The following is a 14,712-nucleotide window of genomic DNA, read 5'->3' as shown; positions in this document are numbered from 1 at the left end:
CAGAAGCGGGATCTCATGTGCATCAGGTGCGGTTAAGTAGGATCAGCCGCGCCAACCACGTTCTTGACGAAAATCGACAGCGAGCGAGCTGCGGCCTTGACCTGCGCGGCAGTCCACGACGCGTCGAAGATCAGCGCGTTGACGTTGAACTCGCCGGTCAGGTAGGCGCCCGCTGGCACGGCACCGCCGGAAGCATCAGCAGCGTCGGCCAGGATCGCGCTCGGGATCTGGCTGCCGTCGTTGGCCGTCTTCACGCACAGGATGTAGTTGCCGGTGGCGGTCACTTGCCCCAGCACGGCGCCGCGCTGCAGATTGCCAGCACCCAGGACGATGGCGTCCGTGACGGGCTTCAGGTGGCCGGCGAACAGCTGGTCCGGCACGTAGACCTGGGCGACCGCGCCGGGGGCTTGGGGGTTTGCACCCACGTTGGTAGTTGCGAGAGGCATGATGTCCCTTTCTGTTGATGAAACTGTGGATTACTGCTCGCCGCGGCGCTTTTTGCCGGCGGCGAGGATCATGGCGGCAGCCGCATTGGCGCCGGTCGGAGCTGCGGCGCCGGCGCCGGTGCCAGTGTTCACCTGCTTGACACCCGACATACGCGATGCCAGCGAGCTGCGCTTCGGTGCGCCAGCCGCAAAGGTCGTCAGCATGCCGATCGCTTCGCTGGCCTTCATGCCAGTCTGGAACGCCAGGTGAGCCGCAAAGTCCGGGCGGGAAGCGGCGGCCGGGCTGGAGAAGATCGCCGCGCAACGGGCGCGCTCGCGTTCACGCGCGGCCTTCTCGCCTTCGGTTTCGTCTTCTGCGTCCGCGTCGTCGTCCTGCTCGTCGTCGCCTTCTTTCTTGTCCAGCTCTTCCATGCGCTTGGCGTAGTCCTCGTCGGACTCGTCATCGCGCTGCTTGCGCTCTTCCTCTTCCATGCGCTTGGCGTAGTCCTCGTCGGACTCATCCTCGCGCTGCTTGTTCGGGTCTTCGCCGCCATCTGCTGCGGCCATGCCGATCAGGTGAGCGAAGGAGAATGCCTTGGCAAGGCCGCCTGCTTTTGCTTTCTTCATTTAGGTTCTTCCTTGGGTGATTAATCAAGCTCGGCCAGCAGCGCCCTGAAAGCCGCGTCTGGAGCCATAACGCTGTCAGCCAGGCCCTGGGCAACGCCTGCCGCGCCCAGGAAGGTGCCAGCCTGTGTATCCCGCACCTTGGCGGCGGGGATATTCCGGTTGCGGGCGACCGTTTCGACAAACAGTTCGCCCATCGTGTTGATGTCCGCCTGGAAGCGCGCACGCGCCTCGTCGGATAGTTCAATTTCTGGCCGGCCCTCAGCCTTCAAGTCGCCGTAGGTGATAAAGGTAACTTTGAATCCAGCCTCGGTCAGCGCCTTGGACCAGTCCATGTGCGCCCAGATGACACCAACGCTGCCCACGCCACCTGTACGCGGCACCAGTACCTTGTCGGCGGCGCTGGCGATCGCGTAACCGGCGCTATAGGCCGACTCGTTCAGAATCGACCAGATCGGCTTGGTGCCGCGTGCACGGTAGATCGTGTCAACCAGGTCGAAGCAGCCGGCCACCTCGCCGCCAGGACTGTCGATATCGAGCACGATGGCCTTCACGCTGGAGTCGGCCAGGGCGGTCAGCACGTTCTGCCGAATCCCGTCATAGCCCGTCATGCCCGAGTACGGGCGCAACGTGCCGAGTTTCTGCACCAGCGTTCCCTGAATCGGAATCACCGCCACGCCGGCGACAGTGTCGTAACCGCTGCGCGGGTTCTGGCCGGGATCGGCATAGCCGTACTCGTCGTCGTCCATCATCTGCGCGCCGGAGCGGGCGATGTGGGAGACCCCCATGCGCTCGGCCAGCGCCGCCATGACCACTTCGGCCTTGCGCGGCGTGATTGCCAGCGGCGTGTTGAACAGCCGCTGGGCCAGGAATGCGAATTTCATTCGACACCATCCTTTTCGTTTGTTTCTGGTTGATCACCGCCAGCTGCCCACTGCGGCAGCGGCACTCCCAGCTCCTGGAATCGCTTGATCTCGATCGCACGCTGCGCGACCGTTTCTCGCCAATCCTTGCCGTCCAGCTCGGCCGCCTCGTCTTCCAGCGTCGAGAGCGCCGCATCCATCCCGAGCACTGAGCCCTGGCGCTCTTTCAGCGGATCGACAATCCCGCGCCCCGGCCCCATCCACTTCGCCCGCGCATATGCCGCGCGATACTCGGCAAACTCCGGTGCACCGGCTGGCAAAGGCAGGTCGTCTACTTCCATCGCTTCTTCGGCAAAGCCACACACGATGGGCTGTGCAAAGCCGATGGCAAAGTCATTTCGCCGCCGCGAAAGGGTCTTCCACGCTTCGAGCATGGCGCCGCGCGCCGAGCTGTAGTTCACATCCGACCAGTTGTTGCTGATCTGCTGTGCCGATAGGCCGGTCGCCGATGCCACATTGCGCAGCACCGCCGCCTCGAAGGCATCAAAGTTGGCGTTCGGCCGGGTGGCCATCACCGTGTTCAGCTTCTCCCCTGGATAGAGGATCGGCATGCGCGCGCCGTTCAGTTTCAGGCGCTGCTCGCCGTGGTAGGCCATCCGATCCTTCTGGTAGGCACCAACGTCGTCGTCACCGGCCAGCGCGCCTTCGACCATCGAGTGGTCATATGGCGATTCGATATAGGCTGCAAAGATCGCATTTAGCAGCGCCGCGTCCAGCTCGGCGCTGTCGTACTTGATCAGCATTTTGAGGCGCTGAATTACAGGGGTAAAAATGCCCGCACCGCCTCGGTGCTGACCAGCACGCTCCTGCTCGAAGTCGTGCACGATGATCGGGCGGCCCCACTCAGTTTCCCGCTCGATGCGGTCCCAGGTGTACGCACGCCCTGCAGCAAAGTAGTCGCCCTGGTGCGCGCGCCGGATGTGGTACGCCAGCGCCGCGCCGTACTGATCGATCTCGACGCCACCGCGCAGCTGTTCGGTGTCGATTTGCAACTGCGGGTTGGACAGCCGATCAGGGTCAATCAGTTGTACCGCCGTGGCATATCGCGCCCGCCCTACGCCCACTCGTTCTGGCAGCCAATGCAGCTGCGCGATCGCATCGCCATCGATCAACTTGTGGCGGAAGCCGACACGGATCATTTGCGCCATCGTCAGGTTGCGCTGGGTGTCGCAATAGCGCCCGATGTCGGTTGCCCACAAGCGATAGCTCGCCTCCAGGCCCCGACCGAATTCGTCAGCCCAAACGTGGTCGAAAGCCTTGATGCCCGTGTGGGCTTGCAGGGCCTGCCAATCCGGCTTGAAGATCGGCCGGAAATTGGCTCCGATCGCATTGTCGAGAATCCGCGTGACAGTGCCCGAGGCCCAGCCATCATTGCGCACCAGGTCGCGGACGCGGGCGACGATGGTGTCGCGGAAACCGTTCAGCTCACCGTCCGGTGACGGCAAGGTGGGCGACCAGCTCGCCATGTGGTCGCTGCTACGGTCGGCGGCGTCGTAAGGCACGCCAGGACTGCCGTGCAGCATGGATGTACGCGCCGGCGCCAGTGGTTGGCCGTTCGCGCCCAGGATCGTGACTGGAGTATTCATCAGAATCGGAACCTCACGGCGCGGCGCGGACGGGGCACGATGCCCAGCTGCGCTTGCAGGGTTTGAATAAGAACGGCCAGGTCGGCGATGTTCGCCTTGCTGTACGTCACCGAGCGCGATCCGTCGCCTTGGGTGTACGAGTAGGACTCGCCTTTGGCGCCAGTGGACAGGTCGATATATGCCTGCTGCGCATTGGTCAGCGCCGTGCGCAGTGCAGACGTCTGCATACCTGCCAGCAGGCTGGCATTGGGATTGAATCGCATTGGAACTCCTCTATTTCTGTATCAACGCCGCCAACCGGCTGCGCGGGGCCTGACCGCCTTGGCCGAGTGTGGTGACCTTGACAGCAGGTTCGGCCTTGGCGGCCTCCCTCAGCTGCTTCAGCGATTCGCCGAGCTTGACCGCGAGTTCGCCAACGGCCAGCCCTTGCACGCCCGCTTCCTCGGGCTCCACTGGCGCATCGAACAGATCGGCCATTGGCGGATTGACCGCAGCTTCCAGCTTTGCCCAAAGCCGGTCGGTGTACTTATGCAGATCCAGCGACTGGGCCGAGAACAGCGCGTACACACTGCAGTCCAGCACCTCGTTGCGGCGTCCGCCGACCTTGACCCAGCGATGTTGCTCACCAGTCGCCGTTTTCTGCAGCACCCGCACCTCAGCGGTAAGCTGCTGGTAGAACTCCACCGGCATCGCCTTGGGGAAGTGGACGTAGCCGGGGCCGGGTTGCGTGACCTGCAGGCGACCGTGGATCAAGTCCTTGGCCGTATCGGTCCCGACCATCCACAGCTTTACGCCACGCTTGATCACCTTGCCCTGGTGATTCACGTCCTGCATGCTGCTGCGGCCTTTGACCGGCTGGCCCTGGCGGCTATCACCCTTGACCGCATAAATGCGGCGACGGGCGCGAACGCGGCAGAAGTTGTACGCCTGGTGCGTAAAGTGGCCGCCGGTGTCGATCGCAGCCGCCTCAATCGGGAGGTACTGTCCACCGACGTGCTTGAACCGCATTTGCAGGTATGGGTCGAGCTTTTCTTCCCACTCCCGCTCATCGGCCGGGTTGGCATCGATCACCTGGTAGTCCACGGCCCACATTTCCTCGCCGCGCCCGATGGCCCAGACCACGACCTCGAAGCGGTTGGCCTGTACGTCCACGCCGGCCACCAACACCAGGCCACCCCTCGGCACCTCGCGCAGCGGGTAATCCTCCGCGCGCTGGATCAGTGCGTCCGCCTCGGTCTTCTCGACCTCTTCCTCCCAGGTTTCACCCAGCGTCGTATTGACGAAGGTTTTCAGCTCGCTGGTGTCGCCCGCGCGGGCCTTATCAACCGCCGCCAGGTAGTCGCGCACGATTTGCGCCCATGTCGCCTGCGGGCTGTACGCCGTCCACACATGGAAGGCGATCGAGCGCGGCGCCGGGACCAGCTCGTCGGCAGCGTTTCGGAAGCGGGACTCACCATCGATCCAGGTTCCGTCCGGAGCCTCCCAGCGCCCCTGCGTCCACACCGACAGGTATTCGGCCTGCGTGTACAGCGTCGCGCAGTGTGGACAAACATGGCCGACCGTTTCCGGGTCGCGGTTGATCCACTTGAAGCCGTGCCGCTTATCCTTACCGCCAAACGTGATTTCGTGCCGGTCGCCGCAATGCGGGCATGGCACTTTGAACCGCATCTGCAGGTCGCACTGTTCTTCGCGCGCCTCGGTGCGGCTGAAGCCTTTCAGCTTCGGCGTAGAGCCAAGGATCTCTTTCGGGAACAGCGCGCCCTCAACCCGCTTACCCGCCAGCTTGTCAGGACTGCCTTCCTTCTCGATGTCGAGGTCGAATCCGTCCAGCTCATCAAGAATGGAGTAGTCAACCGAAATACGGCGGTAGCTGCGGGCGGCCTTGCCGCCTTTGGTGTACAGCCGAGATCCCAAGAACTGCTTGCCTTTGAGCGTGTCGTTCTTGCCTTTGCCTTTACCCTGGCGGAACACCTCGCGCATGACCTTTACGTCACGCAGCATGCTGTCCAACTCGGTTTTCACAAACTCGTCTGAGTCCTCATCCGTGGGTTGCCACACCGCCTGGTTGCGGCGCTTGTGATGGGCCACGTAGGCGATCAAAGCCACCAGCATCTTGGTGTAGCCGACGCGCGCCGATTTCTTGACTACAACGACCTGAATGTCGTCGTTGGAGAAGGCGTCCATGATGGCTGGCTGGAACGGATATGCGCTCCATGCGCCCTCGACATAGGATGACTCCGCCGACAGGTAAAAATGCTTCTCAGCCCACTGCGACAACCGCATGGGCTCAGGCACCTCAAGCGTCTTCAGGCCACTCCTGATCGCCTTCTGAATCTCCGATAGATCCATCCTCGTCCTCGTCTTCCAGCTGCGCGGACGCCGCTATGTTTCGCGCCTTCGCAATTTCCGTCGTGATGATTTCGAAGTCGGCTGCGGTCAGGCCGGGCGACCGGCGCTTGATGCTGACGGGAATCGACTCCAGAACCCTGGCGATCTTCCGCCCCATCGTTGCCATCGCCATCTCCAGCGTGGCGACCGGAGCGCTTTCCTTCCGGGTGAGGGCATTCGCCATTTCAAGGCGGATGCGCTGTTCGCGCGCCAACGCAGCGCGCTCGGTTGCGAGATCCAGGTCGCCAGCAGCGGCACGGCCAGCGGCGTGCTCTCGCAGATGCGCGCAGTACCGTTGCAGCCACATTCCCGCAGGCTCGCCGGCAATCAGCACCTCGCGCTTGACCAGGTCGCTGACCGCCTGCTGGCTGACTCCCACCAGGTCGCCGAACTCAGCCTGTTTCATGGGCGAGGTAAGGTCCACCATACAACCCCCTAGCAAAAATTTTGGAAGTAGCGAACGATCGCGGCGCGCAATGCCCGTGGGTCCCGAATCCCCAGGAGGGACCCGTTGGCATTTATGGGCGAGCGTTCGCCAGGGCTTTCGCCATCGCTGCGCTGAACTCCCGGTCAAACTGCGCAGCTATCAGGCGTTTTGCACGCTCCCTGTAGTTCAAGCGCTGCGTGACCGGCTCGGGATCAGTGAAGCGAATCAGCAGCTTCAGCCGTCCCGTGTCATTCGAGCCACGCGCCAACCGGCGCCCCCTCATCGCGACGGGCACTGATGGTCGTTGCCACACGCCGTTTATGGTTTCACCGCTTTTTGTCTTTACGGCGCCGATGAAGACGTCGCCCCTGCTCTTTAGACGCGCAATCATCGTTCTTGGCAGATTGCCGTACTGATTGACCCCTGCGGCCTTTGGATTCGCCAAGCCTCGCGCGCTCAACTTGTGAGTGCCACCGAACTCGAAGGGCTCCAGGTACGTGGCCGCAACATCTTTGATGAAGACTGTCGCCGTGGGGTCGGTCTTCCTGGCCGCCCTCACGCCGACCGAATTGATCGTGAACGGTGTCGGCCGGTCCAGCACCCTACGCATCCCGGTCTGCTCTGCCGCCTTCACTCGCTTTGCCAAGGATGTCAACGCGCTAGCCGTGGCAAATGGAACCTGCCGCCGAGCGACTGCGTCGAATGAACGCTGTAACTCCCTCAAGTTGGAGCGGATTGAAATACCCAGCATGGACTGACCTCAAGTGCAGACGTCTGCACGGAATAAAAAAGCCCGGGCGTACCGGGCCAAGAACGAAACGCCAACCTGTATCCCCCGCTCTTCAGCGGATCGAGACAAGATCACCCACCTTTCGTCGTTGATAATTGGACGCGCTTTACGTTATCGCCCAACGCCGCCATGCTATGCAATGGCCGAAAATTGAAACGCCCAGCTCTACTTGCATAGGCTGGGCGTCAAAAGAAAAGGGCCTGCATTTCGCAGGCCCAATTACACAATGCTCTGTCAAACAATCGCGCACAATTAGCGCTTTTTGCCAGCCAACTATAGCTGTCTGTTCCATACCCCCATAAGCGGCAACCAAAACAGTCGAGGTTGGCAGTAGTGCTTCGTAATGTACTCGCCGCCGTGGTCGGTAACCTGAAGCCGGCTTCTACATTCAGCACCTATGAGGTCTAATTCAAACTGAATAGTCTGCTGCGGGGTGAACTTTTCTAGCACCTTTTGGTCGAACTGGAGTTCTGCGACCAGTCTGTATGTCACTTGCTCCGTTGCCTGCGACTTCACCGCAAATGGCTGTTGCCCAGAGGGCTTATATCGGAGCGGCATTATCGTGTTTGACTGTTGACCTTTCGCGTCGGTTATGTCCGCGATCACCCAAACTGTCAGGTCCGAAACGAGCCCCATCTCTGGTCCGTAATTCGTAACCAACAGCGTCACGGTGTCGAACGTGGACGACGTCATCGTATAGCTGATCTGGGAGTGACTCGACTGAAAAGCACTTTTGATGTTCGGGGCCACTGCGCCAAGCACCGCCACGAACGCCGTGACGAGCGCAAGTGACGTCTGGCCAATCTGTAGATGGCGGCGCCAGCTCAAGTCGGTTTTACAATGCTTGCAAATCAGCGCGCCTGGCTTAATTTCCTCTTTACAAGCGAGGCATACGATTTCGCCAGCACTGCTGTCCAGGCCACCAATAGCCGCTGCAAAACGACGGGACAGGATCTTGCCCGCAATGCCGATGAATAAATCGGCCATCGCGGCAATTCCTGCCGCGCCAATGATGACCCAACTGATGTCGAGAACCAGCGCACCGGCTTTAGCTGTGAATAGTACGCGGTACTTGATCACGCCTATCCAAGAATACAGAAGTATGTGAAGTGCTGGTGCCGTAGCAACAGACATCCAAACAAGTCTTAGTACCTTTCGATTCGCAGAGCTCCGGTGCGAGCCGCACCACAGCTTCGGAAAGGCGAGCAAGAGATCCGCTGTAGCCGCCATGCTTGCTATCGTGAGCACAAGGGCACACCCAACGTGAACAGACTTCCAAACCTCCCAAGAGAACCAGACGTGATACCTTCCGACGTAAGGCCCGTAGTACAACTGAAAGTGAACAATGGCCATCGCTGCGACAGTAATCCAGAACCCTCGTAAGGCCCTTCTAAATCGCGTGGCAAATTTGAAGCTCACCGTCCATATCCCTTTATAACTAGCAGGGTGATCGATTACTAATCCACTTCCGGCGCTTCAGCAATACAAAAAAGCCCCGCATATTGCGAGGCTTCGAGATGGTATGGACGAGCGCCGTCCTGAACGAGATTCTACGCAAAGAAAACGCGCGTTGCAAGATTCTTTCGCAGCAAGGTCGTCAGGGCCGCCTCCGCCTCGGGCAGCACATCGGCGAATACCAGGGACGGGAAGCGCCACACGGTCGCCAAGCGGCAGCGTTGACGGATCGCCCAATCGAGATGGCGTGGCATGCTGACTACCATCGCCTCAACGGCCTCGGCAACGCGGTCGTCCATGTTTCCGTACAGGGCATCCGAGTCCGCCTCGTTTTCACTTTCGATAATCGCGCAACGGCCCCGGAAGCCAAGACGCAGATCATCACGGCGCTGCCAATCCGTCCACAGGTCCAGGCAGTAGTCCAGCGGCCCCACTTCCTGCTTGTCAGCCACCGGGATCACCCGCATGGCTGGCGCCGCCACAGCCGCCGCACGTCGCTCTTCCACAAAGACCACACCGTCCACTTCGATTTTCGCCACCGCTGTCATCTGCATATCCCTATCGTTTTCCATTTGCCCTGAAACCCTGCCCGGTTTCTACCCTGAACCAACCCTGTAATTCTTCGATCAGACCCTTTACACGCTTTTCGTTGACCCTGTTACGCTGAAACCCGCATGAATGCTTGCTTACACAGGGTTAACAGGGTTAACAGGGTATGACTACACACACATATAGATTTCTTCGATGCCTTCTAATTCATCAAACACACACGCGCACGCGGAAGCGGCCCTGCAAACCCTGTTAACCCTGTTAACACCGCATGAACACTGGCTTTGCGCGTAGCAGGGTATGTGCAAGCCCTGTTCATAACCTTGAAATTGTCCACATTCATATCGGGGCCTTGATGTCAGCCAGATCGCGGAAGCGTTCACACCGCTTGCTCAGGCTTTCCTTCGCGTCGTCACCCTCCTGATCCGGCACGTGCAGCACGGTTAAGAGCTTCTTCTTCGTGCCGATCGTGACCCACTGGCGGTCTTTCTTGAGGCGATTCCCCATCAGCTCGGCAAATTTGGTGAGGGACTGGCCGCGCAAGCCGAAGCGGGAGCAGTAGCGGTCATAGACCAGGTACAGGTCATTCGACAGGCAGGAGCAATACGGCGCATCCAGCTCGCCTGCAGCCCAAGCCAGGTAAAACGCCTCCCAGTCCGGCCGGCCAAAGCTGATTACGCGCTCTTTGGCCGCAGTCATCGGCGGCCAGGTGTGCGGGTTGAAGTCGCCCAGCGGATACTCCAGCAGGAATGCGTAGAACGCCTCGATCAGACCGTCATCCAACACGGCCTTGATCTTCTTCAGCAGCTCGGGGTCCAGCTCGGCGCGCACATCGGCAACGCAGAACCGGCGGTCGTGAGGCTCCAGCGGCACAGCCTGGAACTCGTTGGACAGCATTACCGTGTTCATGTGGTTGGCCTCGTCGCGGTCGTCCTTGAACTTCTGGCTGATCGGCTGCGTGCGGCCAGTGATCATGTGCTTAATCAGGCCAATGGAGCTGTACTTGTCCTGGCGCGACAGGATTTCCTCGAAGAGGACGAACAGCTTCTGCGAACGCCACACCGTGTAGGTGGAATCCAGCTGGTTCTGGCCACCAGTCGCGCCATACTCGCCATAGATTGGCTTGACGATGCCTTCGAAGAACAGGCTCTTGCCGGTGCCCTGCTTCTCGCCGAAGAACAGGAGTGCCGTCTGCATCTTGGCGCCAGGATGCTGCAGCGGATAGGCCAGCCAGCGTAGCACCCACTGGAACAGCTCGTCGCGCCCCGGCTCCGATGCGCAAAGGCTGTACAGCAGCTCCAGGGCCAACTGCGCTTTCTCCTCGTCCTTTTTCGGCTTGAGCGGGAAGCCTTCGAACATGTTGATGTGCGTTTTCAGGTCCACCGTCTGGGTCGGATCGAACACCAGGTTCTCCAGGTCGATCTCGCGCCGCATTGAATGCTCCAGCCAACGCTCCGCCAAGTTCGAGCCGCGCGAGAGTGCCATTGCGTCGTATCCAATGATCTTGCGCCGGTCGTGATCCCACACCGTCTTCGTCCCGTACAGCAGCGTGTAGCGCTCCAGCATCATCAGCAGGGAGTCATCCCCCGCCCCCCCGCCAGTTGCTGCGACGCCGCGCACGGTAACCGGGAGATTGCGAGGACTGATCGAGCGGCGCTGTGGGCTGTTTTCCCATTGCTTCGCGCTTTCCTTACCGACCATTGTGACGAACGCCTTGCTCTTCATGCGCAGCTTGTTCACCGAGTCCCACACATCGGTCGAACCCTGGATCAGCGCGCAATGCGACAACGCCCACTCCAGCGGAACGAGGCCAATTGCCTCGGGCTCGGCATTCTCTACGGAGGGGGCCGGGGGAGCGTCGTCCGCCGCGACGGCTGGCGCCAGAGGCGCGCATTCCACATGAGAGGGTGCGGGAGACGGCAGGTCAGCGGCAGGCCGATTCTCAATGGCCGCCATCACCTGGGCGCGCGCCACGTCGAGCGATTCCTGAACGTGCAGATCGTTAAAGTCCGTCCACTTGTTCTCGCCGCGATCTGCGAACGCCGGCCATACCACACGGGCGTTCTCTACCTCACGGGCGGCGGCGCGAGCGCTGGCGATGCCGGCGTTCTCAAACTTCCAAATGTGGAAGCGACGACCGGAGCGGACATCTGCCTCGATGTAGTCCGTGCCAGTCGCATCCTTGCGCCAGGTTGCGCGCACGGTCACGTCGTGGCCAGCCGGGCTCTGCAGGACGTGGTCCACGCCGTCGATGGCCGGCGCCACCACGTCAAACTCCTCCAGGACGTCGCGGGCGTATCGCTGCACCAGTTGCCAGTCGTCGTCTGCGAAGAAGATCAGCTCAGCGTCGGGAAAATCGGCGCGGAGCTTGCGGGCGACCGGAAGCAGGTTCCCGGCGCTGAACGTGACCATTACGGGCAACGCACTGGCGCACCCCATACGGACGGACTGGCCGCTCGCATAGCCTTCTGCCACGCCGATCTGGCGAACAGCTGCCGACACGGAACCGAGCAGGCAGCTTGCACCAACCATATCGGCGCCCGTGTTGAACCGCTTCTCGCCATCCGGGGCAATCTTCTGCACGCAGGCCAGCTCCGCGCCGGATCGCGTGTAGTGCCGCGCAGGGACCAGCAGGCTGCCATCCTCATGCACGCGGGCATATTCACCGACGATTTGCTTGCGCACCAGATAGGCGTGGTCAGCGACAAGCGTGGCGTCCTTGGCCTGACGCCATTGACGGCGTGCACGGCCAGCGGCGAGGCCAGCGACGTGCTGGCGCCGTTCCTCCTCTTGCTTCTGCTTTTCTTCCTGTCGGCGCTTGATCGCCGCCAGGTCAGCATCGCTCAGGCTGGCCCGTCCAATCTCGACTTTGACGGTGCCGGGATCGCGCCCCTGGAAGCGACCAAACGCCCCCGCGACGACAAACCGGCCGTCGTCCAGCTTGATTTCGGAGAGCTTGTACCAGGACTTCTTACCCTCCCCAAACTTCTTGAACTTGGCATTGAGATCCAGTGGCGTCGGCGGCAGCGCGGGAAGGTGCGCAGCCATCTGTGCCAGTACGTCGTTGACTGTCGCCATTTACTCGCTTTCCGGGCGTACCGAAGACTTGTAGGGAACCTGCACACCACCCATCATCGAAGGGATGTCGCGGTAGTCCAAGGCGCCGGCGCGGATCACCATTGTGCTGCGGCTGCGCAGTGGGCGGAAACCCGAACCGACGCGCGGGGCTGCGGGGATTCCCTCGTACTCGGGCTCCGCATCTTTCGGCCCGACGAACTTGCTGCCCGCCCTGGTAATTTCGATGCCCTTTGGGGTAATGCTGGCCAGGCCAACCGCGCACAGGGCGCCGATCACTTCGTCCTCGAATTGGACAGCGCCACGCTTCCACCCGGAGCGTGCGGCCAGCGTGGCAGCCGAGAGAGGGGCTCCGGCCGCATAGAGCGTCACCAGTGCGTTGTATGCTGCCGTGCCGCGACGCGGCATATTGAAGGCCGCCATTACGCCACCTCGCGCAGCGGCTCGGCGCGAACAGCGTTGGCGCGCGGGCAGTACACGCTGAACATGACAGCCAGCAGGGTTTCGGTCTTGCGATGCAGTTGCGCACCCAGCGCTTCGAGCTTCTGGCGCTCGCTTGCGTCGATCTTGTTATCTTCGATCGCGCCGATGAACGTGTTGAACAGTTTGCCCAGCTCGGCGTAGTTCTCGTTAAACAGCAGCTGGATGGATTCATTTTCGATTTCGCCCACCTCAGGCAGCTTCACAAAGGTGCCGCCGCTGGCAACCGCAATCGCTTCGGCAAAATCAGTGGCACCGGTCAGCTGCTGCAGAGCAAGTGCGTGATCCGTCGAGAGCGATTGGCCCTTGGTTTCGTATGCCCGGTTACGGAGCGAATTTTCCGTCATGCCCAGGTGAGCTGCTGCCACGACCCATTTCCCAGGAATCGCGTTGATCAGGTTCAAGATAGCGCTGCGAACATCCATACAAACTCCTAAATATTATGGTTTTGCTACTGCTCTTTCGGCTCTACACTTCGAACCGTCAATGAAGGGGTTGCACCTGCCCGGTGCCCCTCAGATACGCCCAGTCCACGTCCGGTCGAAGTGCCTCACACCTGACCCTGCCCTGAACCAGTCTTTCGATCGTTGGGCAATGCTCTGCTGGGACACGACGACCAGGGAGTTTCCACTGCCCTGCCGCCCCCTTCGTGACACCCAAGTGCCTCGCCAGCGCTTGGAGCGAACCTAAAATCGCGACTACTTCGTCAATTGGAGAGGAGTTCATTGTGTTGAGAGAAAGTATGCCAAGCCCGAAGTCTAGTTTTTCTATACCTTTAAGTCAAGTTTTTCTATCCCATAAAGGTTTAGAAAACCTATACGATGACGGAATGGAAATTAAAGATGAAATCGCAGCTTGGGTTCGCACCGCGCGCAAGCACGCTGGCCTGTCCGGCGAAGCGCTCGGCGCCAAACTGGCGCTCGAACTCCGGACGACCCGAGGAAACACTAAGGGGAATATTTCGCACTGGGAGCTGGGCAAGCATCAACCCAGCCTGGCGCAAATGCTGGCCATCAGCAAGATTACCGGGTATCCCCTGCCGGCGTCAGTGGAGCAGAATGTGGATGCCACGCGCTCGGCGAATGCCGGCGACAAGGTACGACTTGCATCTGCACCTGGCTATGAGTTTTTTCTGAATCACATCAATACAGTGCTGGCAGAGCGCGAAGTCCCGCCACACATTCAAAGCGCCGTGATGGCGCTCCTGGACACTTGCCCGCCCAAGGCAAGGTAAGTAGCTACGCCCCGTCGTCTGGCCGTCCAATACGGATAGACACCATCCCCCGCTCATAGCGGTCAGTCAGCTCCCTAATCAATTCACCGTCCGAATAGCTGCGCAGCGGCCGTTGCGCAGCATCCACGCTTTCGTTTAAACGTCCTACGATCTCTGAATTTAGAGAACGGGCATTCCTACGGGCAAATTTTTCGAGAAGAGCCTTCAAATCGGCAGGCATACGAAGGCCAAATGGGGAAATGTCTCTACTCATAGAGGCGCAGTGTAGAGAATAGGCTAACGCTGTGATAGCTACACGGTGAAGCCATCCCACTATAATGGCGGACTCCGTAATTATTTCTTGGAAACTCTCAATGCAAAATGACAACACAATCCCCAGCCAACCCATAGCTTCCTTCACGATTTCCGTAATGCCAGGTGTTGATATTGTGGTCGCGAAGGAGAGCATCGGCGACTATCTGGAGACACGCGCGGCCCAGCTCGCAGCGCTAAACCATCTGCTTATGTCCGGCGACTTCGAAGGATGGGACGAAAACATCAAGTCCGATGCCAAATGGCTGGCCGCTTCGCTCGCGTCGGAGGTCGCGAAGCTCGCAAGTGTTGTGACAATTCGAGAGAATTTAGAGTAACTTTACATTAAAGTATAGTTTTTCTTTACTTCAAAGAATAGATTATCTATACTCCGCTCGTATCAATTCTTTGATAGGAGCAAACATGGTCTCACCCGAATCCCACCCACGCGGTTTCAACGAGCAA

Annotated in this window: 17 protein-coding genes; 2 read left to right on the top strand and 15 right to left on the bottom strand. The window is 60.3% G+C overall.

The window, feature by feature from the left end:
• Positions 1-32: 32 nt before the first annotated feature.
• The 14 genes from AB4Z19_RS15780 to AB4Z19_RS15715 all read right to left on the bottom strand — a co-directional run bounded on the left by AB4Z19_RS15780 (position 33) and on the right by AB4Z19_RS15715 (position 13,448).
• Positions 33-446, bottom strand: coding sequence for a head decoration protein (locus tag AB4Z19_RS15780; RefSeq protein ID WP_442026567.1), 414 nt, complete (start codon positions 444-446; stop codon positions 33-35).
• A gap of 30 nt (positions 447-476) precedes the next feature.
• Positions 477-1,052, bottom strand: a complete 576-nt coding sequence (locus AB4Z19_RS15775; protein WP_090189575.1) for a hypothetical protein — start codon at positions 1,050-1,052, stop codon at positions 477-479.
• A gap of 20 nt (positions 1,053-1,072) precedes the next feature.
• Complete coding sequence (locus AB4Z19_RS15770) at positions 1,073-1,933, bottom strand: S49 family peptidase (RefSeq protein ID WP_090189573.1); 861 nt, start codon at positions 1,931-1,933, stop codon at positions 1,073-1,075.
• Positions 1,930-3,558 (bottom strand): phage portal protein, encoded by a 1,629-nt coding sequence (locus AB4Z19_RS15765; protein WP_442035583.1) that lies wholly within the window; start codon positions 3,556-3,558, stop codon positions 1,930-1,932. The genes AB4Z19_RS15770 and AB4Z19_RS15765 overlap by 4 nt, the downstream gene beginning before the upstream one ends.
• Complete coding sequence (gpW, locus tag AB4Z19_RS15760; protein WP_090189566.1) at positions 3,558-3,821, bottom strand: gpW family head-tail joining protein; 264 nt, start codon at positions 3,819-3,821, stop codon at positions 3,558-3,560. The genes AB4Z19_RS15765 and gpW overlap by 1 nt, the downstream gene beginning before the upstream one ends.
• 10 nt (positions 3,822-3,831) lie before the next feature.
• Complete coding sequence (locus tag AB4Z19_RS15755; protein WP_442035582.1) at positions 3,832-5,907, bottom strand: phage terminase large subunit family protein; 2,076 nt, start codon at positions 5,905-5,907, stop codon at positions 3,832-3,834.
• Positions 5,855-6,373 carry a terminase small subunit gene (locus AB4Z19_RS15750; protein WP_442035581.1) on the bottom strand — a complete coding sequence of 173 codons (519 nt, stop codon included), beginning with the start codon at positions 6,371-6,373 and terminating at the stop codon, positions 5,855-5,857. The genes AB4Z19_RS15755 and AB4Z19_RS15750 overlap by 53 nt, the downstream gene beginning before the upstream one ends.
• Positions 6,374-6,464: 91 nt before the next feature.
• Entirely contained in the window at positions 6,465-7,124 is a 660-nt protein-coding gene (locus tag AB4Z19_RS15745; protein WP_442035580.1) for a hypothetical protein, read from the bottom strand.
• A gap of 312 nt (positions 7,125-7,436) precedes the next feature.
• The gene (locus tag AB4Z19_RS15740; RefSeq protein ID WP_442029339.1) at positions 7,437-8,243 is read right to left on the bottom strand and encodes a hypothetical protein; all 807 of its coding nucleotides are present in this window, start codon (positions 8,241-8,243) and stop codon (positions 7,437-7,439) included.
• Between the two features lie 470 nt (positions 8,244-8,713).
• Positions 8,714-9,172 (bottom strand): hypothetical protein, encoded by a 459-nt coding sequence (locus AB4Z19_RS15735; RefSeq protein WP_442029340.1) that lies wholly within the window; start codon positions 9,170-9,172, stop codon positions 8,714-8,716.
• Between the two features lie 334 nt (positions 9,173-9,506).
• On the bottom strand, positions 9,507-12,245 hold the full coding sequence (locus tag AB4Z19_RS15730; protein ID WP_442035579.1) for a DUF5906 domain-containing protein: 2,739 nt from the start codon (positions 12,243-12,245) through the stop codon (positions 9,507-9,509).
• Positions 12,246-12,665: a hypothetical protein gene (locus tag AB4Z19_RS15725; protein ID WP_442028892.1), complete on the bottom strand. Its 420-nt coding sequence runs from the start codon at positions 12,663-12,665 to the stop codon at positions 12,246-12,248.
• A complete protein-coding gene (locus tag AB4Z19_RS15720) occupies positions 12,665-13,147 on the bottom strand; it encodes a YmfL family putative regulatory protein (RefSeq protein ID WP_442028891.1) in 483 nt (160 codons plus the stop codon). Before AB4Z19_RS15720 ends, AB4Z19_RS15725 begins: the two co-directional genes overlap by 1 nt.
• 58 nt (positions 13,148-13,205) lie before the next feature.
• On the bottom strand, positions 13,206-13,448 hold the full coding sequence (locus AB4Z19_RS15715) for a transcriptional regulator (RefSeq protein WP_442028890.1): 243 nt from the start codon (positions 13,446-13,448) through the stop codon (positions 13,206-13,208).
• A 16-nt stretch (positions 13,449-13,464) separates the two neighbouring features.
• On the opposite strand from AB4Z19_RS15715, the gene AB4Z19_RS15710 reads away from it, so the two are divergent.
• On the top strand, positions 13,465-13,956 hold the full coding sequence (locus tag AB4Z19_RS15710) for a helix-turn-helix transcriptional regulator (protein WP_442028889.1): 492 nt from the start codon (positions 13,465-13,467) through the stop codon (positions 13,954-13,956).
• A 4-nt stretch (positions 13,957-13,960) separates the two neighbouring features.
• Here the strand turns inward: AB4Z19_RS15710 and AB4Z19_RS15705 are convergent, their stop codons facing one another.
• A complete protein-coding gene (locus AB4Z19_RS15705; protein ID WP_442028893.1) occupies positions 13,961-14,209 on the bottom strand; it encodes an Arc family DNA-binding protein in 249 nt (82 codons plus the stop codon).
• A 100-nt stretch (positions 14,210-14,309) separates the two neighbouring features.
• Here AB4Z19_RS15705 and AB4Z19_RS15700 point away from each other — a divergent pair, with 100 nt between their 5' ends.
• Positions 14,310-14,585: a hypothetical protein gene (locus tag AB4Z19_RS15700; protein ID WP_442035578.1), complete on the top strand. Its 276-nt coding sequence runs from the start codon at positions 14,310-14,312 to the stop codon at positions 14,583-14,585.
• Positions 14,586-14,712 lie beyond the last annotated feature (127 nt).

The organism is Pseudoduganella sp. RAF19 (genome assembly GCF_052114165.1).
Classification (GTDB): domain Bacteria; phylum Pseudomonadota; class Gammaproteobacteria; order Burkholderiales; family Burkholderiaceae_D; genus Rugamonas.
The sequence above is the reverse complement of the archived record's forward strand: the minus strand, read 5'-3'. Positions and strand labels throughout refer to the sequence as shown.

Excerpts from the sequence above, each read along its gene's own strand:
- AB4Z19_RS15780 (WP_442026567.1), bottom strand. The coding sequence starts at position 446 with ATGCCTCTCGCAACTACCAACGTGGGTGCAAACCCCCAAGCCCCCGGC.
- AB4Z19_RS15775 (WP_090189575.1), bottom strand. The coding sequence starts at position 1,052 with ATGAAGAAAGCAAAAGCAGGCGGCCTTGCCAAGGCATTCTCCTTCGCT.
- AB4Z19_RS15770 (WP_090189573.1), bottom strand. The coding sequence starts at position 1,933 with ATGAAATTCGCATTCCTGGCCCAGCGGCTGTTCAACACGCCGCTGGCA.
- AB4Z19_RS15765 (WP_442035583.1), bottom strand. The coding sequence starts at position 3,558 with ATGAATACTCCAGTCACGATCCTGGGCGCGAACGGCCAACCACTGGCG.
- gpW (WP_090189566.1), bottom strand. The coding sequence starts at position 3,821 with ATGCGATTCAATCCCAATGCCAGCCTGCTGGCAGGTATGCAGACGTCT.
- AB4Z19_RS15755 (WP_442035582.1), bottom strand. The coding sequence starts at position 5,907 with ATGGATCTATCGGAGATTCAGAAGGCGATCAGGAGTGGCCTGAAGACG.
- AB4Z19_RS15750 (WP_442035581.1), bottom strand. The coding sequence starts at position 6,373 with ATGGTGGACCTTACCTCGCCCATGAAACAGGCTGAGTTCGGCGACCTG.
- AB4Z19_RS15745 (WP_442035580.1), bottom strand. The coding sequence starts at position 7,124 with ATGCTGGGTATTTCAATCCGCTCCAACTTGAGGGAGTTACAGCGTTCA.
- AB4Z19_RS15735 (WP_442029340.1), bottom strand. The coding sequence starts at position 9,172 with ATGCAGATGACAGCGGTGGCGAAAATCGAAGTGGACGGTGTGGTCTTT.
- AB4Z19_RS15730 (WP_442035579.1), bottom strand. The coding sequence starts at position 12,245 with ATGGCGACAGTCAACGACGTACTGGCACAGATGGCTGCGCACCTTCCC.
- AB4Z19_RS15725 (WP_442028892.1), bottom strand. The coding sequence starts at position 12,665 with ATGGCGGCCTTCAATATGCCGCGTCGCGGCACGGCAGCATACAACGCA.
- AB4Z19_RS15720 (WP_442028891.1), bottom strand. The coding sequence starts at position 13,147 with ATGGATGTTCGCAGCGCTATCTTGAACCTGATCAACGCGATTCCTGGG.
- AB4Z19_RS15715 (WP_442028890.1), bottom strand. The coding sequence starts at position 13,448 with ATGAACTCCTCTCCAATTGACGAAGTAGTCGCGATTTTAGGTTCGCTC.
- AB4Z19_RS15710 (WP_442028889.1), top strand. The coding sequence starts at position 13,465 with ATGCCAAGCCCGAAGTCTAGTTTTTCTATACCTTTAAGTCAAGTTTTT.
- AB4Z19_RS15705 (WP_442028893.1), bottom strand. The coding sequence starts at position 14,209 with ATGAGTAGAGACATTTCCCCATTTGGCCTTCGTATGCCTGCCGATTTG.
- AB4Z19_RS15700 (WP_442035578.1), top strand. The coding sequence starts at position 14,310 with ATGCAAAATGACAACACAATCCCCAGCCAACCCATAGCTTCCTTCACG.